Here is a 25,230-nt window from a genome sequence, read left to right as displayed (position 1 = left end):
TTCGGCCTCCTACGCCGCGACCAGATACGAGAAGACGGACTCGAGGGACTCGTCGGAGGGCGAGACCGTGTGCAGCCGGATGCCGTGGTCGCGGGCGACCCGCGGCAGCAGGGTGGTGAACCGGCCGAAGTCGACGGCCTGGACGCGCAGCGCGCCCTCGGCGAGGTCGACCTCGATGCCGGACGTCGACGGGTCGGCGATCAGCGCGGCCGCCAGTGCCCGGTCGTCGCTGGAGCGCACCAGGTAGCGGTGGGGCCGGTCGGTCATCAGGCGGCGGATCCTGCGGAAGTCGCCGCTGGCGGCGTGCCGTCCGGCGACCACGACCTCGATGTGCCAGGCGAGTTGTTCGACCTCCTCCAGGATGTGGGAGGAGAACAGCACGGTGCGGCCCTCGTCGCCCATGCGCCGCAGCAGGTCCATCAACTGCATGCGCTGGCGCGGGTCCATGCCGTTGAACGGCTCGTCGAGCAGGAGCAGCGAGGGGTCGTGGACCAGCGCGGAGGCCATCTTCACGCGCTGGCGCATGCCCTTGGAGTAGGTGGAGATCTTCCGGTCCTGCGCGTACTCCATCTCAACCGTGGCGAGCGCCTTCTGGGCGGCCTTGGCGCCCAGGCCGTGCAGTTCGGCGTTGGCGACGACGAACTCGCGGCCGGTGAGGAAGTCGTACATCGCCTCCCGCTCGGGGACGATGCCGATGTGCTGGTAGATCTTCTCGTTGCGCCACACCGCCTGCCCGTCGAGGGTGACCGTGCCGGTGGAGGGCGCGAGGAAGCCGGCCATCATGTTGATCAGCGTGGACTTCCCGGCGCCGTTGGGGCCGAGCAGTCCGGTGACGCCGGGTCCGATCGTCATGGTGATGTCGTTGACGGCGACCACGTTGCCGAACCAGCGGGAGACGTGGTCGATGCTGAGGGTCGTCACAGTCCCACCTTCTTGTAGCGGCGCAGCAGGAGACCGTATGCGGCGGCGATGACGCCGAGGGCGACGAGGACGTGGACGACGCCCTGTCCGCTGCCCGGGCCGACACCGCCGGGTGCCGAGGAGGTCGCGCCCAGGAAGGCGGTCTGCACACCGTCGACGAGGGTGACCGGTGAGAACAGGCCGATCCAGGGGATGGCGCCGGAGTTGTTCCGGACCTCCGCGATGGCCTGGAGGGTGGAGACGGCTCCGTAGGAGATGACCAGCACGGCGATCACGGCGGCGATGCCGAAGCCGCGCCGCGGGGTGACTGCGGCGATGACGAGGGCGATGCCGGCGAAGAGCAGTGAGAGCAGTGCCACGGAGACGACTCCCTCGGCGAATCCCTTGGTCTGGTCGGTGAAGTCCATCTTGGCCAGCAGCGCGCCCACGTAGAGCACGAGCAGCGGGGCGGCGGTCAGGATGAACAGCGCGGAGGCCAGCGCCGCGTACTTGGCGCGCACGTAGTCGGCGGTCTCGATGGGGCGTGAGAAGTACAGCGGCACGGTCTTGAAGCGCAGGTCGCGCGAGACGGACTGGGGTGCCTGCGAGGCGACGTACAGGCTGATGACGCCCTGCATGATGATGGCGTAGCGCGTGTACTCGATGGGCAGGTCCTTGGCCTTGGTGGCGACCGCGACGGCGACGATGATGGCCGCGGGCACGCACATCACCACGAACAGCAGCATCGGCAGCACCTTGGACTTCACCGAGCGGCCGAGGCCGTAGGCGCCGCGCAGGGACTGCGAGTACAGCGAGCGGCGGGCGTAGGCGCGGCCGAGGCGGGGGCCGTCGTAGCTGCGGTAGCCGATGTTGTGGATGCGGGTCTGGTCACCCGTGGGCGCTGCCGCGGTGTGTTCAACCGCCATGGCCGACCGCCTCCTTACCCTGTGCGTCGTGCTGTTCGTCGCTGTCCCGGAAGACCTCCGAGATGTGGTGGCGTCGCTGCTCCATGCGCACGAGGCCGAGGCCGAGGTCCACGATCGCGTCCCTTACCAGGTCGTAGGTCTCCTCGCCCTGGGCGGTGAGCAGCAGGACGTGTCCCGCGCCCGGCAGGCCGGTGCCGTCCTGGGTCTCGACCCCGCGCGTGTGGAGCGCTTCGCGCACCGCGCGGGTGCCGTCCGGGTGCTCGTCGCTGTCGGTGACCTCGATGGCGAGGGTCGTCGTGGTCTGGGTGAAGTCGGTGGTGGAACTGGAGCGCAGGAGCTTGCCGCCGTCGACGACGACCACGTGGTCGCAGGTGCGCTCCAGTTCACCCAGGAGGTGGGAGGTGACCAGGACGGAGATGCCGAAGTCGGTGTGGATGCGGCGGATCAGGCCGAGCATGTCGTCGCGGCCGACCGGGTCGAGGCCGTTGGTCGGCTCGTCGAGGAAGACCAGCTGCGGGTCGTGCACCAGGGCCTGGGCGAGCTTCACTCGCTGCTTCATACCCGTGGAGTAGCCGCCGATGGGGCGGTAGCGCTCCTCGTACAGGCCGACGTGGCGCAGGGTGTCCGCCGTGCGCTCGCGCGCGGCGGTCGGGGGCAGGCCGGACATGCGCGCCATGTGGACGACGAACTCGGTGGCCGAGACGTCCGGCGGCAGGCAGTCGTGCTCCGGCATGTAGCCGACGCGCTCGCGGATGGCGGCGCCCTCGGTGGCGACGTCGAGGCCGAGCACCTCGGCGCGGCCCTCGGTGGCGGGGGACAGACCCAGCAGGATCTTGATGAGTGTGGACTTGCCGGCTCCGTTGGCGCCGACGAGTCCGGTCACACCCGGTCCGACGTCCACGGAGAGCCGGTCAAGCGCGGTCACCCGTGGGAACCGCTTGCTCAGGCTTTCGGTCGCGATCACAGTCACGTCTTCGACGGTAGTGATCCGGACCACGCCGGTCGTCAGACCCGAGAGCCGTCTTCGGGTCCCCCTCGAGTATTACGTGGACCCTAGGGGTTGGACCCTGGGGGCCGGGCGGCCCACGGAGTTCCGGCACCCGGACCGCGTTGTTGACGCCTGGTCTAACAAGTGCCGGAGTCGCCAGGACCACGGCAGCACGGGCACGGCGCGGGCACAACACAGGCAGGTACGGCAGTCGATCCGACCCGGGCGGAGAAGGTGGCCGACGCGGTCCTGCGCGCGGTGGTGCGCGACGAGGCGGTGGTGGCGGTCACGCCGGAGGCCCGTCTCCTGCGCGCGATGTCCCGCTTCAGCGCGCGGGCGCGACGCCGGCTCGCGCGGGTGCAACCACCGCTGGGTACTGCGGATCCGGGCCAACGTGCCTGAATCGGCGATCAGTTGTCCACAGGCATGCGCCCCTGACCTGTGGACAACATCACTTTGCTGTGGATCAAACCTCGCGGGCGAAATTGACCTGCGTGATCCGTGTCTCTCCCAGCATGCTGGTGGCATGGACGAAAGACGCACCGTGAAGGTGTCGAAGTACCTCGCCAAGCACCTTCGCCACCAGCCCGAGCGGATCGGACTCACCCTCGACGAGGGCGGCTGGGTCGAGATCGACGCACTGATCATGGCGGCGTCCGCGCACGGTTTCCGGTTCACCCGCGAGGAACTGGACCACGTGGTCGCCACCAACGACAAGCGGCGCTTCGCGATCGAGGGCAGCCGCATCCGCGCCAGTCAGGGCCACACCATCGATGTCGACCTCGGGCTGCCGGCCGCGACGCCGCCGCCGTACCTCTACCACGGGACCGTGGCCGGCAGGCTGGAGGCGATCCGCAGCGAGGGGCTTCGGCCGATGAACCGGCATGACGTGCACCTCTCGCCCGACCGCGAGACCGCGACCCGCGTCGGCGCCCGCCGTGGTCGCCCGGTCGTCCTCGCGGTGGACGCGGCCGCCATGCACCGCGACGGCCATGTCTTCCATGTCAGCGCCAACGGGGTGTGGCTGACACAGTCCGTGCCGCCCCGGTACCTGCGGTTTTCCGAGACTCGCTGACCGTCTCGGTCCACGGCCGCCGGCCACCCGCGGTGACCGTTTCACGTGAAACACCCGCGAGTGTCTAGTCTCGGTTCCATGAGTTTGCGCCTGAGCACCGTGATCCTTCCGTATCGCCGCTGGCACGAGGGCGGCCGTTCGGCATGGACACGTGCCGAACAGCTCGGCTTCCACGCCGCCTACACCTACGACCACCTGTCCTGGCGCAGCTTCCGCGACGGCCCGTGGTTCGGAGCCGTGCCGACACTGACCGCCGCCGCGGCCGTGACGGAGCGGATGCGGCTGGGCACCCTCGTGACCTCGCCGAACTTCCGGCACCCGGTCACTCTCGCCAAGGAACTGATCTCCCTCGACGACATCTCCGGGGGCCGGATCACACTCGGCATCGGCGCGGGCGGCACCGGCTTCGATGCCACCGCCCTCGGGCAGGAGCCCTGGACGCCGCGGGAGCGGGCCGACCGCTTCGCCGAGTTCGTCGCGCTGCTCGACCAGCTGCTGACCGAGGACGCGGTGTCGTACGAGGGCGACTTCTACGCGGCGCACGAGGCGCGCAACATCCCCGGCTGCGCGCAGCGCCCCCGGCTGCCGTTCGCCGTGGCCGCGACCGGGCCACGCGGGCTGCGGCTCGCCGCACGGTACGGACAGGCCTGGGTGACCACGGGTGACCCGAAGCTCTACGAGAACAGCACGCCGGAGCAGTCCGTGCAGGCCCTTCGCGCCCAGACCGAGAAGCTCGCGGACGCGTGCGCCGCTGCGGGCCGTGACGCCTCCGAGCTCGACAAGATCCTGCTCACCGGATTCACCCCCGACCGCGGGCGTCCGCTGGAGTCCCTGGACGCGTTCGTCGACTTCGCGGGCCGCCACCGGGAGCTGGGCTTCGCCGAGATCGTGATCCACTGGCCGATCCCCGACTCGGACTTCGCCGCGGACCAGAAGGTCTTCGAGCGGATCGCCATGGAAGCGCCCTCCCAGCTGACGTGACCGAGGCAACCCCTCAGATGTGCGAACTCTCGCACGATCGTGCGGACATATAGGCGACAATGACGCGGTGACCTCAGCGACTCGACAGCCAGAGACCCCGGCCTCACCCCAGCTCTCGACCTCGTTCGAGCCGGGGGGCACCCCCGGCTTCCCGCCTCGGCTGATCGCCACCGATCTCGACGGCACCCTGCTGCGCGACGACAAGTCGGTCTCCCCGCGCACGATCGCCGCCCTGGCGGCGGCCGAGGAGGCGGGCATCGAGGTCTTCTTCGTCACCGGCCGCCCGGCCCGCTGGATGGACGTGGTCAGCGACCACGTCCACGGCCATGGTCTGGCGATCTGCGGCAACGGCGCCGCCGTGGTCGACCTGCACGGCGGTCCCGGCGCCCACCGCTTCGTGAAGGTGCGCGAGCTGGCCCGGGAGACCGCGCTGGACGCCGTACGGCTGGTGCGCGAGGCGGCTCCGGGCACGATGTTCGCGGTGGAGCAGACCTACGGCTTCTACCAGGAGCCGGCCTATCCGAAGCTGCACATGGAGCTGCCCGACGTCCTCGCACCGGCCGAGGCGCTGCTGGTGCCGGGCGGAGTCGGTACCGACCAGCCGATCCTGAAGATCCTCGCCCACCACCCCACGCTGGACCCCGACGCCTTCCTCGCCGTCGCCCGCCTCGCCGCCGGCGAGCACGTCTCCATCACCCGGTCCAGCCCCAGCGCCCTGCTGGAGATCAGCGGTCCGGGCGTCTCCAAGGCGAGCACTCTGGCCCTGTGCTGTGCCGAGCGCGGCATCTCCCAGGAGGAGGTCGTCGCCTTCGGCGACATGCCGAACGACGTCGAGATGCTCACCTGGGCCGGCCGGTCCTACGCCATGGGCAACGCGCACCCCGCCGCGATCGCCGCGGCGTCCGGACGGACGGTCGCCAACAACGAGGACGGCGTCGCCGTCATCATCGAGCGGTTGCTGGGGGAGCGGCCGTAGCGGGGGCCGCCCGCCGGGGGGCGGCCCGCCGGGGGGCGGCCCGCGAACGAGCCGCTACCCCACGCCCACCAGCAGCTCCGTCTGCGTCTCCCGTTCGACCATCCGCCGCAGCGGTCCCGGCAGCACGGCCAGTTCCGCGTACGGTCCCCGCTGGACGACGCGCCCCTCGTCGAGGACGATCACCTCGTCCACGGCCTCCAGCCCGGCCAGACGGTGGGTGATGAGCAGCGTCGTACGGCCCTCGGTGGCGGCCAGCAGATCGGCGGTGAGCGCGTCGGCGGTCGCCAGGTCGAGGTGTTCGGCGGGTTCGTCGAGCACCAGCACCGGGAAGTCGGCGAGCAGCGCGCGGGCCAGGGCCAGCCGCTGACGCTGGCCGCCCGACAGCCGGGCACCGTGCTCGCCGACGAGCGTGTCGAGACCGTCGGGCAGGGCGTCGACCCAGCCGAGCAGCCGGGCCCGGGCGAGGGCGTCCCGCAGGTCTGCCTCGGTCGCGTCCTTCTTCGCGAGCAGCAGGTTCTCGCGAACGGAGCTGTCGAAGAGGTGCGCGTCCTGGGCGCACAGGCCGACCAGCCGCCGTACGTCGTCGCCGGCCAGGGCTCGGGCGTCGACGCCGCCGAGGGTGTACGTGCCCGCCTCCGCGTCGAGAAAGCGCAGCAGTACCTGGGCGAGCGTCGTCTTGCCGGAGCCGGACGGCCCGACCACGGCGACCCTGCGGCCCTCCTGGAGCGTCAGGTCGACTCCGGTGAGCGCCGCCCGGTTCTGCCCCGCGTACCGCGCCGTCAGGTCGCTGACGGTGAGCGGGAACGGCGAGGCGGGCGCCGGCAGGGGCCGCTCCGGTTCACGGACGGGCTCGGGGGCGTCCAGGACCTCGTGGACCCGCTCCGCGCTACGGCGTACCCGGTGCCGGTGGCGTACGGCGAGCGGCATGCCGAGGACCGCTTCGAAGGCGGCGAGCGGGGTGAGGACGACAACGGCCATGGTCACGCCGCCGAGCCGCCCGTCGGCGACCGCCTGGGCGCCGACCAGGGCGGCCGCGGCGACGGTCAGTCCGGAGACCAGCGCGGTCAGCCCGTCGCCGAGCGCGGTGGCGGTGGCGGCACGCGAGTCGATCCGGGTGAGCAGCCGGTCGGCCCGCCGGGTCTCGGCGGTGCGGGCGGGCAGGGCGCCGGCGACGGTCAGTTCGGCGGTTCCGGTGAGCAGTTCGGTCACGCGGGTGGCCAGGGCGCCGCGCGCCGGGGCGAGCCGGTGCTCGGCGCGCCGGGCCACGGCCGCGGTGATCAGCGGGACGCCTGCCCCGGCCGCGAGCAGGCCGGCCGCGAGCACCGCCCCGGCCTCCGGCAGGAGCCAGGCCGTGAAGGCGACGGTGGCGGCGGACACGGTCAGTGCCGCACCGGCGGGCAGCAGCCAGCGCAGCCAGTAGTCCTGGAGCGCGTCCACGTCGGCGACGAGCCGTGTCAGCAGGTCGCCGCGGCGCATCCGGCGCAGCCCGGCGGGCGCCAGCCGCTCCAGTCTCCGGTGGACGGCGACCCGTGTGTCGGCGAGCATCCGCAGCACCGCGTCGTGCGAGACCAGCCGCTCCGCGTACCGGAAGACCGCACGCCCGATGCCGAAGGCCCTGGTCGCCGTGACGGCCACCATCAGGTACAGCACGGGCGGCTGCTGGGACGCCCGGGAGATGAGCCACCCGGAGGTGGCCATCAGCCCGACCGCGCTGCCGAGTGCCAGGCTGCCCAGCAGCAGGGCGAGGGCGAGCCGGCCACGCCGGGGGCCGGACATGGCCCGCACCCGGGCGAGGACGCCTCGCGCGACGGTGGTGGCCTCGGTCGCGGAATCAACCGGGGCGGAAACCGGTCCGGTCTCCGCCGTTCGCACGGAGCGTGTTCCGGCGGCGTGTGTCCGGGCGGTGCGGGGCACGGCCGGCGCCGGCCCGGCGGACTCGGTCCCGTCGAGAGGCACGACTCGGTCCGCCACGTCCAGCAGTGCGGGCCTGTGCACCACGAGCAGCACCGTCCGGCCCGAGGACAGCCGCCGTACCGCGTCCACGACTTCCGCCTCGGTCGCTCCGTCCAGGGCGGCCGTCGGCTCGTCGAGCAGCAGGACGGGCCGGTCGGCGAGGAAGGCCCGGGCGAGCGCGAGCCGCTGCCGCTGCCCGGCGGAGAGCCCGGTTCCGTCCTCTCCGAGCCGGGTTTCCATTGCCTCCGGCAGCGCGTCCACGAACTCCAGCGCACCGGCGTCGGCGAGCGCCCGGCGCACAGTGGTGTCGTCCGCGTCGGGCCGGGCCAGCCGTACGTTCTCGGCGATCGTTCCCGCGTACAGATGCGGCCGCTGTGGAACCCAGGCGATGCGCGAGCGCCACTGCTCCAGGTCGACGTCGGCGAGATCGGCTTCCGCGACGCGCACCCGGCCCGCGCTGGGCTTCACGAATCCCAGCAGGACGTTCAGCAGAGTGGACTTGCCCGCGCCGCTCGGCCCGACGAGCGCGACCGTCTCCCCCGGCCGCACGGAGAAGGACACATCCGTCACCGCGTCCGCGGACCGCCCTGGATAACGGACGCTGACGTCCTCGAAGGTCAGGGCGCCGGTGGGCACGTCCCCGGTGCCGGACTCGGGTACGGGGGTCTCCAGCACGGCGAAGATCTCCTCGGCGGCAGCCAGTCCTTCCGCCGCCGCGTGGTACTGCGCGCCCACCTGACGCAGCGGCAGGTACGCCTCGGGCGCGAGCACCAGGATGACCAGTCCGGTGTAGAGGTCCATGTCGCCGCTCACGAGCCGCATACCGATCGTCACGGCGACCAGCGCCACCGACAGCGTGGCGAGCAGTTCCAGGGCGAAGGAGGACAGGAAGGCGATCCGCAGCGTGCGCATGGTCGCCCGCCGGTACTCCCCGGTGATCCGCCGGATCGACTCCGCCTGTGCCTTGGCCCGGCCGAACACCTTCAGGGTCGGCAGTCCGGCGACGACGTCCAGGAAGTGGCCCGACAGCTGGGACAGCAGCCGCCACTGGCGGTCCATACGGGACTGCGTGGCCCAGCCGATCAGCATCATGAAGACGGGGATGAGGGGCAGGGTGGCGATGATGATGGCCGCCGAGACCCAGTCCTCGGTGACGATCCGGGCGAGCACCGCCACCGGGACGGCCACGGCCAGCCCCAACTGCGGCAGATAGCGCGAGAAGTAGTCGTCCAGGGCGTCGACACCTCGCGTCGCCAGGGCCACGAGCGAGCCCGTGCGCTGCCCGCTCAGCCAGCCGGGGCCGAGCGCCGCCGCACGCTCCAGCAGTCGCCCGCGCAGCTCGGACTTCACCGCCGCGCTCGCCCGGTGCGCGGCCAGCTCGGTCAGCCAGGAGACCAGCGCACGGCCACAGGCGACGAGGGCCAACTGCAGCAGGGCCGTGCGCAGTTCGGCGACCGGCATCCGGTGCTGGAAGGCGCCCACCACCACCTCGGCGATGAGCATCGCCTGAGCGATGACCAGGCATGCCCCGACGGCGCCCAGTCCGACGACGGCCACCAGGAAGAGCCGGGTGGCACCGGCGTGACGCAGAAGTCGCGGATCGATCGGTTTCATGGAGAACATGCCCTTCGGCCCCGAGGGTGTGTTTCACGTGAAACACACCCTCATCGGACTCAGTGCGCGGGTTCGGCGAGGTGCTGCGTGCCGATCCGCTTGCGGAACACCCAGTAGGTCCACCCCTGGTAGAGCAGGATGATCGGCATGGCGATCCCGGCGCACCAGGTCATGATTTTCAGGGTGTACGGGCTGGACGAGGCGTTGGTGACCGTCAGACTCCAGTCCGCGTTGAGCGTGGACGGCATGACGTTCGGGAAGAGCGACAGGAACAGCATCGCCACGGCGGCCACGATGGTGACGCCCGACAGCGCGAACGCCCAGCCCTCACGCTTCGCCTGGCTCGCCGCCAGCGCGGACACCAGGGTGACCACCGCCACGACGAGCGCCACCAGGCTCCTGCCGTTGCCCGTGTGAGCCTGGGTCCACAGCAGGAAGACCAGCGCCGCCACGGCCGTCAGCAGCCCCACGCGCAGGGCCAGCTTTCGCGCCCGCTCGCGGATGTCACCGACGGTCTTCAGGGCCGTGAACACCGTGCCGTGGAAGGTGAACAGCGTCAGGGTGACCAGGCCGCCGAGGAGCGCGTAGGGGTTGAGCAGGTCTCCGACCCCGCCGACGTACTCGAGGTTCCGGTCGATCTTCACACCGTGCACGATGTTGCCGAAGGCGACGCCCCACAGGAAGGCGGGGATCAGCGAGCTCCAGAAGATCGCGTTCTCCCAGTTGCGCTGCCAGTTCTCCTCGGGCCGCTTGACCCGGTACTCGAAGGCGACTCCGCGCACGATCAGGCAGACCAGGATCACGAGCAGCGGCAGGTAGAAGCCGGAGAAGAGGGTGGCGTACCACTCCGGGAAGGCGGCGAAGGTGGCGCCGCCCGCCGTGAGCAGCCAGACCTCGTTGCCGTCCCAGACCGGACCGATGGTGTTGATCAGCACCCGCTTCTCGGGCCGGTTCCGGGCCAGCAGCTTGGTGAGGATGCCGACCCCGAAGTCGAAACCCTCCAGGAAGAAGTAGCCGGTCCACAGGACGGCGATGAGGACGAACCAGACGTCGTGCAGTTCCATGGCTGTGCAGCTCCCTCGGCCTAGTACGAGAAGGCCATCGGCTTGTCGGCGTCACGCTCGTAGCCGCCGATCTTCGTGGGCGGGTTGAGGTCGGCCTCCGTCAGCTCGGGCGGGCCGGCCTTCACGTACTTCGCCAGCAGCTTGACCTCGATCACGGCGAGGACGGCGTAGAGCAGCGTGAAGACGGTCATCGAGGTGAGGACCTCGCCCTGGGAGACACCGGGGGAGACCGCGTGCCGGGTCTGCAGCACGCCGTAGACGACCCAGGGCTGACGGCCCATCTCGGTGAAGATCCAGCCCCAGGAGTTGGCGATCAGCGGGAAGGCCAGCGTCCAGATCGCGATGCGCCAGTACCAGGTGGTCAGCTTCGGGCTGAGCGCCTTGTTCGGCAGCAGCGCCAGATGGGGCACCTCGTCGTCGCCGACCCGCAGATGCCGCGGCAGCAGGAACTTCTTGCGGGTCAGCCACAGCCCCGCGAGGCCGATGGCGAAGGACGCCATGCCGAACCCGATCATCCAGCGGAATCCCCAGTAGGCGACGGGGATGTTGGGCCGGTAGTCGCCGGGCCCGAACCGCTCCTGCTCGGCCTTGTTGACGTCGTTGATGCCGGGGACGTGGGAGGTGAAGTCGTCGTTGGCCAGGAAGGAGAGCAGGCCGGGTATCTCGATGGCCACCGTGTTGTGGCCCTTGTCCACATCGCCGTAGGCGAAGACCGAGAACGGCGCCGGCGCCTGTCCGTCCCACAGCGCCTCGGCCGCGGCCATCTTCATCGGCTGCTGCTTGAACATGACCTTGCCGAGGACGTCACCGCTGACCGCGGTGAGCAGGCCGGCGATGACGACCGTGACCAGGCCTAGCCGCAGCGAGGTCTTCATCTCGCGCACGTGCTTCTTGCGGGTGAGGTGGTAGGCGGCGATGCCGACCATGAAGGCGCCACCCGTCAGGAAGGCGGCCGAGAGCGTGTGGAAGGCCTGGCTGAGCGCCGTGTTCTGGGTCAGCACCGCCCAGAAGTCGGTGAGTTCGGCGCGGCCCTTGGCCTCGTTGATCCGGTAGCCGACGGGGTGCTGCATCCAGGAGTTGGCCGCGAGGATGAAGTACGCCGACAGGATCGTGCCGAGCGACACCATCCACATGCAGGCCAGGTGGATCCTCTTGGGCAGCTTGTCCCAGCCGAAGATCCACAGTCCGATGAACGTGGACTCGAAGAAGAACGCGATCAGTGCCTCGAAGGCGAGCGGGGCGCCGAAGATGTCACCGACGAAGCGGGAGTAGTCCGACCAGTTCATGCCGAACTGGAACTCCTGCACGATACCGGTGACCACGCCCATGGCGATGTTGATCAGGAAGAGCTTGCCCCAGAACTTGGTGGCCCTGAGGTACTTCTCCTTCTCCGTGCGCACCCAGGCGGTCTGCAGTCCGGCCGTCAGGGCGGCCAGCGAGATCGTCAGGGGAACGAACAGGAAGTGGTAGACGGTCGTGATGCCGAACTGCCAGCGCGCCAGTGTCTCCGGCGCCAACGCCAGGTTCACGTCGTCACTCTCCTTACGTCACCGCGGTCACGGCGGCGGTTGATCCCGATGTGACCTGCACAACAGGCAACAATCGGACTCGCTTGTGAACGCGTTCACATTCACAAGCAATTATGACCCACCGATTTTCAGACGGGGAAGGGGGTCCCCCCAAAACCCGGGGGGACCCCCTTCTCACGCGCTACCGCGTCGTCTTCGGCCGACCGAGGACCGACTCGTCCCCGACCGGATCGGGCCCGGCCCGGATCAGGCGCAACCTGATCAGTCCTGGCCGGACCGGACATGGCCGGATCAGATCTCCTTGCGGAACGCCTCCGCCGTCTTCAGGAAGATGTCGTTCGCCTCGGCCTCCCCGACGGTCACCCGCACGCCCTCACCCGGGAACGGCCGGACCACCACGCCGGCCCGCTCGCAGGCCTCGGCGAAGGGGACCGTCCGCTCCCCCAGCCGCAGCCACACGAAGTTGGCGTGCGTCTCGGGCACCGTCCAGCCCTGTGCGCGCAGCGCGTCGACCACCCGGGTGCGCTCGCAGACCAGCGAACCGACCCGTCCCAGCAGCTCGTCCTCGGCGCGCAGTGAGGCGATCGCCGCCTCCTGCGCGAGCTGGCTGACTCCGAACGGCACGGCCGTCTTGCGCAGCGCCGCCGCGACCGGCTCGTGGGCGATGGCGAAGCCGACGCGCAGCCCGGCGAGGCCGTACGCCTTCGAGAACGTGCGCAGCACGCAGACGTTCGGGCGGTCGCGGTAGAGCGTCACGCCGTCCGGCACCTCGGCATCGCGGATGAACTCGCGGTAGGCCTCGTCCAGGACCACCAGCACGTCGGAGGGCACGCGGTCGAGGAACCGCTCCAGCTCGGCCCGCCGCACCACCGTGCCGGTCGGGTTGTTCGGGTTGCAGACGAAGATCAGACGCGTGCGTTCGGTGATCGCGTCCGCCATCGCGTCCAGGTCGTGCACGTCACCGGGCGTCAGCGGGACCTGCACGGAGGTCGCCCCGCTGATCTGCGTGATGATCGGGTACGCCTCGAAGGACCGCCAGGCGTACATGACCTCGTCGCCGGGGCCGCTGGTGGCCTGGATCAGCTGCTGGGCGACACCGACGGAACCGGTGCCCGTGGCCACGTGCGAGGCCGGCACGGCGAAACGCTCGGCCAGCTCGTTGGTCAGGCCCGTGCACGCCATGTCCGGGTAGCGGTTGAAGGCGGCGGCGGCCGTCGTCACCGTCTCCATGACCCCCGGCAGGGGCGGATAGGGGTTCTCGTTCGAGGACAGCTTGTACGCCACCGGACCGCCGGCAGCGGCGGGCTTCCCCGGCTTGTAGGTGGGGATACCCTCCAGCTCAGCACGCAGCTTCGGGCTTGTCTCGCTCACCGCAGTCCTCCTCGTGACCACCACCGGCATCCAATACTGCACACCTTAAGAGGATTGGGCGCCGCTGCGTATGGGTCGGCGGCCGGCACCTCGCGCGAGGGCCGGCCGTGTCCGTCACACCGACATCGACGGCACGCCCGTACGAAGACGTACGAATTGGGGGGCGCGTCACACATATATCTACGCGCCGGTGGCTTGCGCCGTGGCGCGCATCCCCCGTGCAGGTGAGTTGAGACCTCTTCGAGACATCGAGGGCTCGACAGGTCCATGCGTGCCGCCAGGTCACGTCCCAACACGAAACCGGGCAACTGACATGGATTCAAAGGAGCTTGGACCCGAATGGCCATGCAGAAACGTGCCTGCCAACGGGTGCATATGCGTCCGCACTACCCCACCGCAAGAGCCCTACTATCGGCTCGCCATGACAGCAGCAGGGAAGCACCAGGTGAGCCGCGCGGAAACCTCACGCCGAGGAAGCCGGCCGGGCCGGGCGGGCATCAGAGACGTGGCCGCCGCCGCCGGAGTCTCCATCACGACCGTCTCCGACGCCCTCAACGGCAAGGGACGGCTCCCCGACGCCACCCGGCGCCATGTCCGCGAAGTCGCCGACCGGCTGGGATACCGCCCCTCGGCCGCGGCCCGCACGCTCCGTACCGGCAAGTCCGGCCTCATCGGCCTGACCGTGACCACGTACGGGGATGAACCTTTCACCTTCACCGAGTTCGCGTACTTCGCCGAGATGGCCCGCGCGGCCACCTCGGCCGCGCTCGCCCGCGGCTACGCCCTCGTCATCCTGCCCGCGACCTCGCGCCACGACGTGTGGTCGAACGTCGCCCTGGACGGCACGGTCGTCATCGACCCCTCCGACCAGGACCCCGTCGTCAGCGAACTGGTGCGGCAGGGCTTACCAGTGGTCAGCGACGGCCGCCCGGCCGGGGCGCTCCCGGTCACCGCCTGGGTCGACAACGACCACGAAGCCGCCGTCCTCGGCATCCTCGACCACCTCGCCGAGGCCGGCGCCCGCCGCATCGGCCTGCTCACCGGCACCACGACGGACACCTACACCCACCTGTCGACGACCGCCTACCTCCAGTGGTGCAAGCGCGTCGGCCAGGACCCGGTGTACGAGGCCTACCCCGCCCACGACCCGTGCGCGGGCGCCGTCGCCGCCGACCGGCTGCTGGCCCGCCCCGACCGGCCCGACGCGGTCTACGGACTGTTCGACCCCAACGGCACCGACCTGCTCGCCGCCGCCCGCCGCTACGGCCTGCGCGTCCCCGACGACCTCCTGCTGGTGTGCTGCAGCGAGTCCACGGTGTACGCCAGCACCGAGCCGCCCATCACCACGCTCTCCCTGAAGCCGCGCCGGATCGGCACGGCGGTCGTCCAGCTCCTCATCGACGCGATCGAAGGGGTCGAGTCGGACCATCCGGTCGAGCAGGTCATACCGACCGAGCTGATCGTGCGCACCTCGTCGCAGCGGCGCACCCAGCGCAGGACGGTCAGCCCGCCCCGCGTGTCGGAGGACCGCTAGGGAGCAGTGGCCGCCGTGCCGCGCAGGACACGAGTGACCTCGCGGCCGCCCGGGACTCGGGTGGCCGCGGGGCCGCCGAAGACTGCCCAATCGGGGCGAAAGCCACGGTGAACCGGAGTCCAGTCCCGATTCACCACCCCTGGGTCATCACATGGCGCGATCCGCGTTCCTATGATGGGCCCACGACACCGCGGGCCGCTGCGACCAGGCAGTCCGAAGCGGTGCAGAGGCGGCGCGATGGTGGAGGGGTCGATGACTCAGGGGGCCGGTCAGGGACCCGAGGTGGAGCGGACGGCTACGCTGCGCGACTTCCGGGTCCCCGCGTACGTGAACGAGGCCGGCCCGTACGCCCACGGCACGCATCCCGCCGAGACGGCCCGGCCGGCCGGCAAGGCCACCGCGGCGCCCAAGGAGGGCTACTCGGCCGCGTACACGCCCACCGAGCGCGACCTGCCAGTCATCAAGCGCGGTGACACGCTTCAGGCGGCGGTCGAGCCGGTCTCCGCGCCGACCCGGCAGTCCGCCGCCGCCCCGGGCCCCCTCTACGTCGTCGGTGACGTGCACGGCTACCTCGACCAGCTGATCGCCGCGCTCCAGGCCAAGGGACTCGTCGACTCCGCCGGCCAGTGGTGCGCGGGCACCGCGCGGCTGTGGTTCCTCGGCGACTTCACCGACCGCGGCCCGGACGGCATCGGCGTCATCGACCTCGTGATGCGGCTGTCCGCCGAGGCGGCCGCGGCCGGCGGCTACTGCAAGGCCCTCATGGGCAACCACGAGCTGCTGCTGCTCGGCGCCAAGCGGTTCGGCGACACCCCCGTCAACTCCGGCGCGGGCACCGCGACCTTCCAGGCGGCCTGGCTGCTCAACGGCGGCCAGAAGTCCGACATGGACCGCCTCCAGGACCACCACCTGCAGTGGATGGCGCGTCTCGACGCCGTCGAGGCGGTCGACGGCTACCTGCTCGTGCACTCGGACACCACCTCCTACCTCGAGTACGGCGCCTCGATCGAAGAGGTCAACGACACCGTCCGCGAGACGCTCACCCGCAACGACGTGAACGAAGTCTGGGAGCTGTTCCGCAAGTTCACCAAGCGCTTCTCCTTCCGCGACGAGGGCGGCTCCGACGCCGTACGCTCCCTGCTCGATACGTACGGCGGCACCCGCATCGTTCACGGACACAGCCCCATTCCCTATCTGCTGGGCGAAGTCGGCACCGAGGAGGGCGAGGAGTCCGCGGGTCCGGTCGTGGAGGGACCGCACGTCTACGCCGACGGACTCGCCATCGCGATGGACGGTGGCGTGACCATGGCCGGAAAACTGCTGGTCGAGCAACTGCCCCTCGGTATCTGACCGTTCACCGGGCAGCCCGCCCCGCGGAGACGACCGCGCAGGTCGCCACCCAATTTGTGGAAACCCCCTGTCACCGCGCGCCGTCACGGCTCTACCATCGGCTTATCCGTAGCAGGCTCCCCTCCGTTTCTGCCCGACGGCTCGCCGCCATGCGAGCCCCAAGCCCTACGGAGCATCGGGGGATGCACATGAACAGCGTTCCGCAGCACCTGCTGAGCGAGGACCGCCAGGAATACGAGCGGATCCTCGATGAGGCGCTGCGCTCCGCCCCACACCACCCGGAAGCGGCCGCTGCCGGGCAGCGGCTCAACTCGGAACAACTGCGCACCATGGCACTGAGCGCCACCGCAGTCATAACGGCGGCCGCGGCGACCGAGTACCACCACTACGTCAAGCTCCGCGAGGAACTGCGACGGCCGGCGCCGGCCGTCCCGTCCTCCCTGGCCGGGGCCGGCTCGGCGGAGCCGGACGGGCCGGTCCGACCGGCCGCCACCATGGGCGAGGCCGCCGAGACCCACGGCGCTGGCGCGGGCGCCGTCGTCGCAGTGCTCGCCCCCGTCCTCGCCGGCACCGCCGCGGCCCTCTTCCTGCTCCTCGGCTACCTCCTGAGGATGCTGGACCCTGCCCAGGCATTCGCCCAGTCCATGATCACGGTGGGCTGGGTGTTCGGCGCCCTGACCGCGGCCGCGATCCTCGCCGCCGCGGCCGGGCTGCTGCTCACCGCGCTGCGCAACCGTCCCTCGCTCGACAGCGGCGCCTACGCCGGACTGGGTGAGGAGGTGGCCCAGGCGAGGGAGGCCTGGCAGGAGGCCCTGCTCGAACGGGGCATCCTGCCGTTCCTGCGCGAGGCGCTCGCCGCCCCCCGCTCCCCCTCGCCGGGGTATGCGGGCCCGGCGGCACCGACCGGCCGCATGCCGCAACTCGGCTACGACCGGCCGGGTTTCAGCAGCCCGGACGACGGAGCCCCGACCCGCCGCCCGCGCTTCTCCAGCCCCGACTTCAGCAGCCCGGACTTCGGAGGCCCGGAACACCAGCCGGAGTGACCGCCACCGGAGTCTCCCCGACGCGACACTCTCGTCCCCGCCCCCACCGGCGGCGGGCGCACGTCCCGAGAGCAATCCGGAGCGGTGCCCTTGCCCACTCGCGAAGAGCACCGCCCCGCCTTGCGTCAGTCGGCGATCGGCAGGTACACCCGGTTCCCCGCCTCCGCGAACTCCTTCGACTTCTGCAGCATGCCCTCGGCGATCTCCTCCGCCGTGGCACCCTCGGCCGCCGCACCACCGAACCGCTCTGTGATGCTTTGGCTGATCTTCATCGAGCAGAACTTCGGGCCGCACATCGAGCAGAAGTGGGCCGTCTTGGCGGGTTCCGCCGGGAGGGTCTCGTCGTGGAACTCCCGTGCCGTGTCCGGGTCGAGGGCGAGGTTGAACTGGTCCTCCCACCGGAACTCGAAGCGGGCGTCGGACAGCGCGTCGTCCCACTCCTGGGCGCCCGGGTGCCCCTTGGCGAGGTCGGCCGCATGGGCGGCGATCTTGTAGGTGATGACGCCGGTCTTGACGTCGTCGCGGTTGGGCAGGCCCAGGTGCTCCTTGGGCGTGACGTAGCAGAGCATCGCCGTGCCCCACCAGGCGATCATCGCCGCGCCGATGCCGGAGGTGATGTGGTCGTACGCCGGTGCGACGTCCGTCGTCAGCGGGCCGAGCGTATAGAACGGAGCCTCATCGCAGATCTCCTGCTGAAGGTCGATGTTCTCCTTGATCTTGTGCATCGGGACGTGCCCCGGGCCCTCGATCATGGTCTGTACGTTCAAACGCCTGGCGATCCGGCCGAGTTCCCCGAGCGTGCGCAGTTCCGCGAACTGGGCCTCGTCGTTGGCGTCCGCGATCGAGCCGGGCCGGAGCCCGTCGCCCAACGAGTAGGTGACATCGTAGGCGGCGAGGATCTCGCAGAGCTCCTCGAAGTTCTCGTAGAGGAACGACTCCTTGTGGTGCGCCAGGCACCAGGCGGCCATGATCGAGCCGCCGCGCGAGACGATGCCGGTCTTGCGGTTCGCGGTGAGCGGCACATGGGCGAGGCGCACCCCGGCGTGGACGGTCATGTAGTCCACGCCCTGCTCGGCCTGCTCGACGACGGTGTCCTTGTAGATCTCCCAGGTCAATTCCTCGGCCCTGCCGTCCACCTTCTCCAGGGCCTGGTAGAGCGGGACCGTGCCGATGGGGACGGGGGAGTTGCGCAGCACCCACTCCCGGGTGGTGTGGATGTTGCGGCCGGTGGAGAGGTCCATGACCGTGTCGGCGCCCCAGCGGGTCGCCCAGGTCATCTTCTCCACCTCCTCCTCGATGGAGGAGGTCACCGCGGAGTTGCCGATGTTGGCGTTGACCTTCACCAGGAACCGCTTGCCGATGATCATCGGCTCGATCTCCGGGTGGTTGACGTTGGCCGGCAGCACCGCACGGCCTGCCGCGATCTCCTCGCGGACCGTCTCGGGAGCGACGTTCTCCCGGATGGCCACGAACTCCATCTCCGGAGTGATCTCCCCGCGGCGCGCGTACCCGAGTTGTGTCACGGCTCGGCCGTCACGGCCGCGGCGGGGCTGGCGCGGCCTTCCGGGGAACACCGCGTCGAGGTTGCGCAGACCGCCGCGCGGCGAGGTGTGCTTGATTCCGTCGTCCTCGGGGCGGACCGGACGGCCCGCGTACTCCTCGGTGTCGCCGCGGGCCACGATCCAGTTCTCCCGCGACGGCGGCAGGCCCCTGCGGACATCGGTGCCGACGAGCGGATCGGTGTACGGGCCGGAGGTGTCGTACAGCGTGACCGACTGCCCGTTGCTGAGGTGCACCTGACGGACCGGCACCCGCAGATCGGGCCGTGAGCCCTCCACGTAGCCCTTGTGCCAGCCGATGGACTTCCCGGCCTCCTCGCCGGAAGCGGCGGAAGCGATCTGCTCCGCGCCGCCGGAGATCTGCTTGGAGGCAGGCGTGCGTACGTCCTTGTTGGTCATGAGACCTACTCCCTACGCCGGCATTACCCGGTAACAGGTTCGGCGGTCGACGCAGCGGTGTCCGTCTGTCGGCGTCTCGTGTGAAACATCGCACGTTCCACGTGAAACATCGCGAAGACGGAGGTCAGCGCCCTCTCAGCCCGGTGCTCCGAGCTCCCGCGTGTGCAAAGGTGCCACCACGCTAGCGTCCATTGTGGCGCGGTGAACAGTGGGCCTGTCCCGTTCTTGCGATGATCGGGCGGTGACCACGACAGAGCAGTTCCCCCATCCGCCGCCCGAACCCCGGCGCGAACAGGACTTCCGGCACGGTCAGGAAGCCACTGGCACGAGCCATGGGCATGGCGCCGGTACCGGCCACGGGCACGGCCCCGCGACCGGGGGCGGGCACGGCCCGGGGAACGACCACGGGCACGGCCCGGGGAGCGGTGGCGGACACGGGCACAGTCACAGCCACGGGCCCGCCGCACCCGTGTCGAAGCACCTCCGCAAGGTGATCGCCGCGATCCTGATTCCGTTCGCCGCCCTGGTGGTGGCCGGACTCGCCGTCCTGTGGCCGGGCGGGGCCCCGTCGCACGAGCGCACCGGCGTCGGCTTCGACCGGCAGACCCAGCAGGCCACCGTCGTCGAGGTGCTCGAGGTCAGCTGCGGGTCGGTGAACGCCTCCGGGGACGCACCGACCGGCGACACCTCCACCGCCGAGGGCTCCTCAGCACAGCAGCAGCAGTCCGGGGCCTGCAAGAAGGCCACGATCCGGGTGGATACCGGCAGCGACAAGGGCCGTACCTTCACCGAGATCGTGCAGCCCGACCAGTCCCGGCAGCTGCATCAGGGCGAGAAGGTCGTGGTCGCCTACGAGCCCTCAGCACCCAAGGATTTGCAGTACTCGGTCACCGACGTCGACCGGCGCTTCCCGATGGCACTGCTGGCCGGTGTCTTCGCACTCGCCGTCGTGGTCGTCGGGCGGATGCGGGGCGTCATGGCGCTGGTCGCGCTGGCCATCAGCTTCCTGGTGCTGAACCTCTTCATCCTGCCCGCGGTCCTTCAGGGATCGAACCCACTGGTGGTGGCGGTGGTGGGGGCCAGCGCCATCATGCTGATCGCGCTGTACATGTGCCATGGCCTGTCCGCACGTACCTCGGTCGCGGTACTCGGCACGCTGATCTCGCTGATGCTGATCGGCTTTCTGGGCTCCCTGTTCATCGGCTGGGCCGCGCTGACCGGCAACACCGACGACAGCACCGGACTGATCCACGGCCTGTATCCGTCGATAGACATGAGCGGCCTGCTGCTCGCCGGTGTCATCATCGGCTCGCTCGGCGTTCTGGACGATGTGACGGTGACCCAGACCTCGGCGGTCTGGGAGTTGCACGAGGCCAACCCCGCGATGGGCCGGCGCGAGCTGTATCGCGCGGGCATCCGCATCGGACGCGATCACATCGCCTCCGTCGTCAACACCCTCGTCCTCGCGTACGCGGGTGCGGCGCTCCCCCTGCTGCTGCTGTTCTCCATCGCACAGAGCGGTGTGACGACAGTCGCCACCAGTGAACTCGTCGCGGAGGAGATCGTGCGCACGCTGGTGGGCTCGATCGGCCTGGTCGCCTCGGTGCCGGTCACCACGGCGCTGGCGGCACTCGTGGTCTCGGCCGACCGTCCGGGACTGATGGAGGCCGCGGCACCGGCCGCCCTGCCCGCTCCGGCGCGCGGCGCAAGGGGCAGGCGCCGCAGGCGCTGACGCCGGGCCCGGGGGCTGTCTGCGTCCCGGGCGACCGGCGAAGCGTTCCTGCACACCCTGGCGCCGTGGCGAAGCGTTACGGCAGCGCCCGTGCCGCCTGCCGCGAGGGCTCAGCCCGCGCTCTGTTCCTCCGCCAGGATGCGGTCCAGGGCTTCGTCGAGGTGGGCGTCGAAGTCGGCCAGCGCGCCCTCCTGCCCCAGGGGCACCAGCTTGTCCGTACGGTCCAGGAACGCCACCAGGGGCGCCGTCGAGGAGCGGAACAGCGCCCGGTCGCCACCGACCTGAAGCCGGATCAGGACCGCGCTCAGCGAGTCGCGGCCGGCCGGTGAGATGCGCACATCGCCGTCACCGCACGGGGTCCCCACCCCGTCGATCAGCAGTTCCCGTCCGAACACCCAGGTCACCGGGGCGTCTCCGGGCAGATGAAAGGTCAGCCGTACGGCATAGGGATCACAGGTCTCGTACCGCAACTCCACCGGGATGCGGAAGGAGAGCTCCTCGGACACGAGAAAGCTCATCATGACCTCTGCCTGTACGGACTCGCGCATCGCTACCCCGGTGTTTGCCGTCGACTGGCCGGGAATCCATCCCGTGACTGGTGCATCTTGCTGAACGTACACACCAGATCACAAGGAGTGAGTTTTCAGATACTGATAGAGAGCGCCAGAGAGCCCAGACGCCGTCCGACCTCGCGTTGCAACTGGCGCGCGGCGGGCAGCAGCCGGTCCGCCTGGTGGGCCGGCAGGGAGAGGGCCATCGCGGCCGCCGTGGTGCCCACTGTGATGGGGATCGCCGCGCAGACCGTCCCCAGCGCGTACTCCTGCCGCTCGGTCACCGGTTCCATCGGCCGGATGCGTTCCAGACGCCGCAGCACCGAGTGGCCGTCACGGACCGTGTACGGGGTGAGGGACTGCACGGGGTAGCGGTCGAGATGGTCGCGGCGGGCCCTGTCGTCCAGCTGGGACAGCAGGCACTGGCCGATCGCGTGCGCGTGCCCGGTCTCGCGGAAACCGGCCCATTCCTCGACCGCCGGGGCGGCCGCGGTGGCGGAGACGCACATGAGCTCGATCTCGCCCTCGCGGTACATCGCGTAGTACACCGGGGCACCGATGGAGTCCCGCCACTGGGCGAGCGCCTCGACGATCGTGCTGCGACGTTTCTGCGCCGCTCCGCTGCTGCTCAGTCGTTCAGCGGCCTCGCCGAGGAAGAACAGGCCCCGGTCGCGGCACAGATAGCCCTCGTGGACGAGGGTGCGCAGCAAGTGGTAGGCGGTGGGCAGCGCCAGGCCCGTCTCACGGGCGAGCTGTTTCGCGGGCGCTCCGTGCTCGTGCCGCGCGACGGTCTCCAGCAGGCGCATCGCGCGCTGCACGGACCCGATGAGGGTCGGGGGCTGCTGGGGCCGTGGCTGCTCCGGGACCGTGGCCCCGGGCCGTTCCACGGGGGCCGACGAACGCGGTTGTGCCGGGAGGGCCGTCGAGCGGGACGGCCCCCGGGGTGCGGGCGGCGCGTGCCGTTCTGCGGGTGCGGTGTCAGCCGTGGCCAAGGGGTCACTCCCGTAGCGCGAGGGGGCAGCCGTGCGGGAACACGATGGGGGTGTGCGCGCCCGCGGGGGCCGGCCCCCCGCGTCGATCTCCGGACCCTATCCGCCTGTCACCGCACACGGACGGCTTGTCCGCCAAACTTCCCTCCCGCGAGGGAACCGGCGATTCCCGTTACCGGCCACCGGTTGCCCCTGGCACTCACCAGTCGCTGCGCGAGGACGAACCCATCAGGAACTTGCGCACGATGTAGATCAGCCCGCCGACCAGGGCCACGAAGATCAGCACCTTGAACAGCAGCCAGACCACGAAGCCGATCACGCTCGCTATCACGCCGCCGAAGACGACCAGAGCGATGACGGGCACCGCGATCCACTTCACCCACCACGGCAGACCCGCGAAGATCTCTCGCATTGCCCTCGTCCTCATCTCTCCGCCGGCTCGGGGCCGGGTCCTGTCGGCGGCTCGCACTCCCCGGTGCGGACCCTGCCGGTGTTCTGCGTTCGATGCTAGAGCCGGGAGGGCGCCCGCGGGGCCCTCGCGCCCCTTGTCCTGCCCTGACCGGTCCCCTAGGGAACCCCGAGACGCCGCCTCAGGCTTCCGGGGGAGAGAACACCACCAGGACCCGCAGATCCTCGCTGATGTGGTGGAACTTGTGGGCGACTCCGGCCGGCACGTACACCACGCTGCCGCGCGCCACCTCGGTCGTCTCCAGACCGACCGTGATGGAGGCGCGGCCGCTGACGACGAAGTACACCTCGTCCTGGTTGTGCGGCTTCTGCGGGTCCTGCCCGCCCGCGTCGAGCGCGTACAGCCCGACCGACATGTTCCGCTCGCGCAGGAACTGAAGGTAGGCGCCCTCGTTGGCGGCTCGTTCCGTCTCCAGTTCGTCCAGCCGGAATGCCTTCATCGCCCTCGCCCGTACTCGTAGTCGATCTGGTCTGCCACGATCAGACACATGAAGAATTTCGTAGTCAAGACGATCGCCAACGCGGGCGCCCTGGCGGTCGCCGTATGGGTGCTCGACAAGATCACCCTGACCGGGGACAGCACAGCCAAGAAGGCCGGCACGCTGATCGTCGTCGCCCTGATCTTCGGGCTGGTGAACTTCCTGGTCAAGCCGGTGGTGAAGGTACTGACCTTCCCGTTGTTCATCCTCACACTGGGCCTGATCACCCTCGTGGTCAACGCGCTGATGCTGCTGTTGACGTCGTGGGTGTGCGGCAAGCTCCATCTGAGCTTCCACGTCGACGGCTTCTGGACGGCCGTCCTGGGCGGTCTGATCGTCTCGGTCGTCTCCTGGGCGCTGAACCTGGTTCTGCCGGACGAGGACTGACCCGAGGGACCGAGGAAGCACTTCCGAGCAGGAAGTGGGCGGCGGGCCGCGCTCGGCCCACCGCAGGACGAACAGCAGGCGAAGGAAGGCAGGCGGCATGAACGACTCCGCTGCGGGCACGCGGGAGCAGCCCCGTTTCCCCACCGGCGCGGGTGACGGAACACGTGCGGTGCGGGCCGGGCTGCCCGAGCCGGTCAAGCACGAACCGACGCTTCCGGGGCCGGTGTTCGCCGCCCACTTCCATCTGCCGGGCGACCCCACGGGCCCCTACACCTACGGCCGCGACGAGAACCCGACCTGGACGCTGCTGGAGCGCGCCATCGGCGAGCTGGAGGCACCCGGGCAGGACGGCGTCGAGACGCTGGTGTTCGCCTCCGGCATGGCCGCCATCTCGTCGGTGCTCTTCTCCCAGCTGCGCACCGGGGACACGGTGGTGCTGCCCAGCGACGGCTACCAGGCGCTGCCCCTGGTACGTGAGCAGCTTCAGGAGTACGGGATCGAGGTGCGCACGGCACCGACCGGCGGGGACGCCCAGCTCGACGCGCTGGACGGGGCACGGCTGCTGTGGATCGAGTCCCCGTCGAACCCGGGGCTGGACGTGTGCGACATCCGGCGGCTGGTCGAGGCGGCACACGCGCGTGGCGCCCTGGTCGCCGTCGACAACACGCTGGCCACCCCGCTCGGACAGCGGCCGCTGGCTCTGGGCGCGAACTTCTCCGTGGCCAGCGGCACCAAGCAGCTCACCGGGCACGGCGACATCCTGCTGGGATACGTCGTCGGCCCCGACGGCGAGGCCATGGCGGCCGTACGCCGCTGGCGCAAGATCGCCGGCGCGATCCCGGGGCCGATGGAGGCCTGGCTCGCCCACCGTTCGATCGCCACCCTGCAACTCCGCGTCGACCGGCAGAACGCCTCCGCCCTCGCTCTCGCCGAGGCGCTGCGCGGACGGCCTGAGGTGACCGGGCTGCGCTACCCCGGGCTGCCCGACGACCCCTCGCACAGGACCGCCGCACGGCAGATGCGGCGCTACGGGTGCGTGGTGTCCTTCACGCTGCCCACGCGTGCGCGTGCCGAGCGTTTCCTCGACACCCTGCGGCTCGTGGACCCCGCGACGAGCTTCGGCGGGGTACGCTCCACCGCCGAGCGGCGCGGACGCTGGGGCGGTGACGCGGTGCCGGAGGGCTTCATCCGGATGTCCGTCGGCGCCGAGGACCCCGAGGACCTGGTGGCGGATGTACTGCGGGCGCTGGAGGAGTCGGCGGAGCCGGCCGGCTGACGCTTCGCGGACACCGGCCGCTCCCGCCCGCTTCCATCCATGCAGGGCGGACGGTCCGAGCCTCCCCCCTCGTGGCTCGGACCGCC

General features: G+C 70.5%; 22 protein-coding genes and 1 riboswitch. Of the genes, 10 read left to right on the top strand and 12 right to left on the bottom strand.

Going from position 1 to position 25,230, the window contains the following annotated elements; all coding sequences use genetic code 11:
* Positions 1 to 9: 9 nt before the first annotated feature.
* From ACIOWN_RS10740 to ACIOWN_RS10730, 3 genes are read right to left on the bottom strand one after another with little or no spacing between them, the layout of a single operon-like run.
* Positions 10 to 921, bottom strand: a complete 912-nt coding sequence (locus ACIOWN_RS10740; RefSeq protein ID WP_362356831.1) for an ABC transporter ATP-binding protein — start codon at positions 919 to 921, stop codon at positions 10 to 12.
* Entirely contained in the window at positions 918 to 1,826 is a 909-nt protein-coding gene (locus ACIOWN_RS10735) for an ABC transporter permease (RefSeq protein ID WP_362356829.1), read from the bottom strand. The genes ACIOWN_RS10740 and ACIOWN_RS10735 overlap by 4 nt, the downstream gene beginning before the upstream one ends.
* Complete coding sequence (locus ACIOWN_RS10730; protein ID WP_401981714.1) at positions 1,816 to 2,790, bottom strand: ABC transporter ATP-binding protein; 975 nt, start codon at positions 2,788 to 2,790, stop codon at positions 1,816 to 1,818. Before ACIOWN_RS10730 ends, ACIOWN_RS10735 begins: the two co-directional genes overlap by 11 nt.
* 258 nt (positions 2,791 to 3,048) lie before the next feature.
* On the opposite strand from ACIOWN_RS10730, the gene ACIOWN_RS10725 reads away from it, so the two are divergent.
* From ACIOWN_RS10725 to ACIOWN_RS10710, 4 genes are all read left to right on the top strand, one after another.
* Positions 3,049 to 3,216 carry a hypothetical protein gene (locus ACIOWN_RS10725; RefSeq protein WP_401981545.1) on the top strand — a complete coding sequence of 56 codons (168 nt, stop codon included), beginning with the start codon at positions 3,049 to 3,051 and terminating at the stop codon, positions 3,214 to 3,216.
* 124 nt (positions 3,217 to 3,340) lie between these two features.
* A complete protein-coding gene (locus tag ACIOWN_RS10720) occupies positions 3,341 to 3,889 on the top strand; it encodes an RNA 2'-phosphotransferase (protein ID WP_362356827.1) in 549 nt (182 codons plus the stop codon).
* Between the two features lie 78 nt (positions 3,890 to 3,967).
* Positions 3,968 to 4,870, top strand: coding sequence for an LLM class flavin-dependent oxidoreductase (locus tag ACIOWN_RS10715; protein ID WP_401981542.1), 903 nt, complete (start codon positions 3,968 to 3,970; stop codon positions 4,868 to 4,870).
* Positions 4,871 to 4,937: 67 nt separating this feature from the next.
* A complete protein-coding gene (locus tag ACIOWN_RS10710; protein ID WP_362356823.1) occupies positions 4,938 to 5,846 on the top strand; it encodes a Cof-type HAD-IIB family hydrolase in 909 nt (302 codons plus the stop codon).
* Positions 5,847 to 5,900: 54 nt separating this feature from the next.
* Here the strand turns inward: ACIOWN_RS10710 and cydD are convergent, their stop codons facing one another.
* From cydD to hisC, 4 genes are all read right to left on the bottom strand, one after another.
* Complete coding sequence (cydD, locus tag ACIOWN_RS10705) at positions 5,901 to 9,413, bottom strand: thiol reductant ABC exporter subunit CydD (protein ID WP_401981539.1); 3,513 nt, start codon at positions 9,411 to 9,413, stop codon at positions 5,901 to 5,903.
* 59 nt (positions 9,414 to 9,472) lie between these two features.
* Positions 9,473 to 10,477 (bottom strand): cytochrome d ubiquinol oxidase subunit II, encoded by a 1,005-nt coding sequence (gene cydB, locus ACIOWN_RS10700; protein ID WP_362356822.1) that lies wholly within the window; start codon positions 10,475 to 10,477, stop codon positions 9,473 to 9,475.
* A gap of 20 nt (positions 10,478 to 10,497) precedes the next feature.
* On the bottom strand, positions 10,498 to 12,006 hold the full coding sequence (locus ACIOWN_RS10695) for a cytochrome ubiquinol oxidase subunit I (RefSeq protein WP_401981536.1): 1,509 nt from the start codon (positions 12,004 to 12,006) through the stop codon (positions 10,498 to 10,500).
* A 291-nt stretch (positions 12,007 to 12,297) separates the two neighbouring features.
* Entirely contained in the window at positions 12,298 to 13,377 is a 1,080-nt protein-coding gene (gene hisC / locus ACIOWN_RS10690; protein ID WP_362356818.1) for a histidinol-phosphate transaminase, read from the bottom strand.
* Positions 13,378 to 13,798: 421 nt separating this feature from the next.
* Here hisC and ACIOWN_RS10685 point away from each other — a divergent pair, with 421 nt between their 5' ends.
* The 3 genes from ACIOWN_RS10685 to ACIOWN_RS10675 all read left to right on the top strand — a co-directional run bounded on the left by ACIOWN_RS10685 (position 13,799) and on the right by ACIOWN_RS10675 (position 17,304).
* Positions 13,799 to 14,911, top strand: coding sequence for a LacI family DNA-binding transcriptional regulator (locus ACIOWN_RS10685; protein ID WP_362356816.1), 1,113 nt, complete (start codon positions 13,799 to 13,801; stop codon positions 14,909 to 14,911).
* A gap of 252 nt (positions 14,912 to 15,163) precedes the next feature.
* Entirely contained in the window at positions 15,164 to 16,261 is a 1,098-nt protein-coding gene (locus ACIOWN_RS10680) for a metallophosphoesterase (protein WP_362356814.1), read from the top strand.
* 182 nt (positions 16,262 to 16,443) lie between these two features.
* A complete protein-coding gene (locus tag ACIOWN_RS10675) occupies positions 16,444 to 17,304 on the top strand; it encodes a hypothetical protein (RefSeq protein WP_401981532.1) in 861 nt (286 codons plus the stop codon).
* 125 nt (positions 17,305 to 17,429) lie between these two features.
* On the opposite strand, the gene thiC is transcribed toward ACIOWN_RS10675, so the two are convergent.
* Complete coding sequence (gene thiC, locus ACIOWN_RS10670) at positions 17,430 to 19,262, bottom strand: phosphomethylpyrimidine synthase ThiC (RefSeq protein ID WP_401981529.1); 1,833 nt, start codon at positions 19,260 to 19,262, stop codon at positions 17,430 to 17,432.
* A riboswitch (TPP riboswitch) is annotated at positions 19,255 to 19,432 on the bottom strand. (Overlaps the previous gene by 8 nt.)
* 71 nt (positions 19,433 to 19,503) lie before the next feature.
* Between thiC and ACIOWN_RS10665 the strand changes: the two genes are divergently transcribed.
* The gene (locus tag ACIOWN_RS10665) at positions 19,504 to 20,994 is read left to right on the top strand and encodes a YibE/F family protein (RefSeq protein ID WP_362356808.1); all 1,491 of its coding nucleotides are present in this window, start codon (positions 19,504 to 19,506) and stop codon (positions 20,992 to 20,994) included.
* 110 nt (positions 20,995 to 21,104) lie between these two features.
* Here the strand turns inward: ACIOWN_RS10665 and ACIOWN_RS10660 are convergent, their stop codons facing one another.
* The 4 genes from ACIOWN_RS10660 to ACIOWN_RS10645 form a co-directional block, all read right to left on the bottom strand.
* Positions 21,105 to 21,542, bottom strand: a complete 438-nt coding sequence (locus tag ACIOWN_RS10660) for an SsgA family sporulation/cell division regulator (RefSeq protein ID WP_362356806.1) — start codon at positions 21,540 to 21,542, stop codon at positions 21,105 to 21,107.
* 95 nt (positions 21,543 to 21,637) lie between these two features.
* Positions 21,638 to 22,537, bottom strand: coding sequence for an IclR family transcriptional regulator (locus ACIOWN_RS10655; protein ID WP_401981526.1), 900 nt, complete (start codon positions 22,535 to 22,537; stop codon positions 21,638 to 21,640).
* A gap of 196 nt (positions 22,538 to 22,733) precedes the next feature.
* Positions 22,734 to 22,946, bottom strand: coding sequence for a DUF5326 family protein (locus ACIOWN_RS10650; RefSeq protein ID WP_362356802.1), 213 nt, complete (start codon positions 22,944 to 22,946; stop codon positions 22,734 to 22,736).
* A gap of 178 nt (positions 22,947 to 23,124) precedes the next feature.
* Positions 23,125 to 23,442, bottom strand: a complete 318-nt coding sequence (locus tag ACIOWN_RS10645) for a cupin domain-containing protein (RefSeq protein WP_100570493.1) — start codon at positions 23,440 to 23,442, stop codon at positions 23,125 to 23,127.
* 48 nt (positions 23,443 to 23,490) lie between these two features.
* On the opposite strand from ACIOWN_RS10645, the gene ACIOWN_RS10640 reads away from it, so the two are divergent.
* Together ACIOWN_RS10640 and ACIOWN_RS10635 are read left to right on the top strand one after the other, a co-directional pair.
* Entirely contained in the window at positions 23,491 to 23,868 is a 378-nt protein-coding gene (locus tag ACIOWN_RS10640; protein WP_362356798.1) for a phage holin family protein, read from the top strand.
* Between the two features lie 97 nt (positions 23,869 to 23,965).
* The gene (locus ACIOWN_RS10635; protein WP_401981522.1) at positions 23,966 to 25,144 is read left to right on the top strand and encodes a cystathionine gamma-lyase; all 1,179 of its coding nucleotides are present in this window, start codon (positions 23,966 to 23,968) and stop codon (positions 25,142 to 25,144) included.
* The last annotated feature ends 86 nt before the right edge of the window (positions 25,145 to 25,230 follow it).

It is taken from the genome of Streptomyces sp. NPDC087787, from assembly GCF_044743035.1.
GTDB lineage: Bacteria > Actinomycetota > Actinomycetes > Streptomycetales > Streptomycetaceae > Streptomyces.
This window is presented reverse-complemented; position numbering and strand designations above follow the sequence as displayed.

Bases quoted from the DNA above. Each gene is read 5' to 3' on its own strand.
- cydB (WP_362356822.1), bottom strand. From the start codon at position 10,477: ATGGAACTGCACGACGTCTGGTTCGTCCTCATCGCCGTCCTGTGGACC.
- ACIOWN_RS10640 (WP_362356798.1), top strand. From the start codon at position 23,491: ATGAAGAATTTCGTAGTCAAGACGATCGCCAACGCGGGCGCCCTGGCG.
- ACIOWN_RS10680 (WP_362356814.1), top strand. From the start codon at position 15,164: ATGACTCAGGGGGCCGGTCAGGGACCCGAGGTGGAGCGGACGGCTACG.
- ACIOWN_RS10735 (WP_362356829.1), bottom strand. From the start codon at position 1,826: ATGGCGGTTGAACACACCGCGGCAGCGCCCACGGGTGACCAGACCCGC.
- ACIOWN_RS10715 (WP_401981542.1), top strand. From the start codon at position 3,968: ATGAGTTTGCGCCTGAGCACCGTGATCCTTCCGTATCGCCGCTGGCAC.
- ACIOWN_RS10650 (WP_362356802.1), bottom strand. From the start codon at position 22,946: ATGCGAGAGATCTTCGCGGGTCTGCCGTGGTGGGTGAAGTGGATCGCG.
- cydD (WP_401981539.1), bottom strand. From the start codon at position 9,413: ATGAAACCGATCGATCCGCGACTTCTGCGTCACGCCGGTGCCACCCGG.
- ACIOWN_RS10675 (WP_401981532.1), top strand. From the start codon at position 16,444: ATGCACATGAACAGCGTTCCGCAGCACCTGCTGAGCGAGGACCGCCAG.
- ACIOWN_RS10720 (WP_362356827.1), top strand. From the start codon at position 3,341: ATGGACGAAAGACGCACCGTGAAGGTGTCGAAGTACCTCGCCAAGCAC.
- ACIOWN_RS10660 (WP_362356806.1), bottom strand. From the start codon at position 21,542: ATGCGCGAGTCCGTACAGGCAGAGGTCATGATGAGCTTTCTCGTGTCC.
- ACIOWN_RS10645 (WP_100570493.1), bottom strand. From the start codon at position 23,442: ATGAAGGCATTCCGGCTGGACGAACTGGAGACGGAACGAGCCGCCAAC.
- thiC (WP_401981529.1), bottom strand. From the start codon at position 19,262: ATGACCAACAAGGACGTACGCACGCCTGCCTCCAAGCAGATCTCCGGC.
- ACIOWN_RS10635 (WP_401981522.1), top strand. From the start codon at position 23,966: ATGAACGACTCCGCTGCGGGCACGCGGGAGCAGCCCCGTTTCCCCACC.
- ACIOWN_RS10685 (WP_362356816.1), top strand. From the start codon at position 13,799: ATGACAGCAGCAGGGAAGCACCAGGTGAGCCGCGCGGAAACCTCACGC.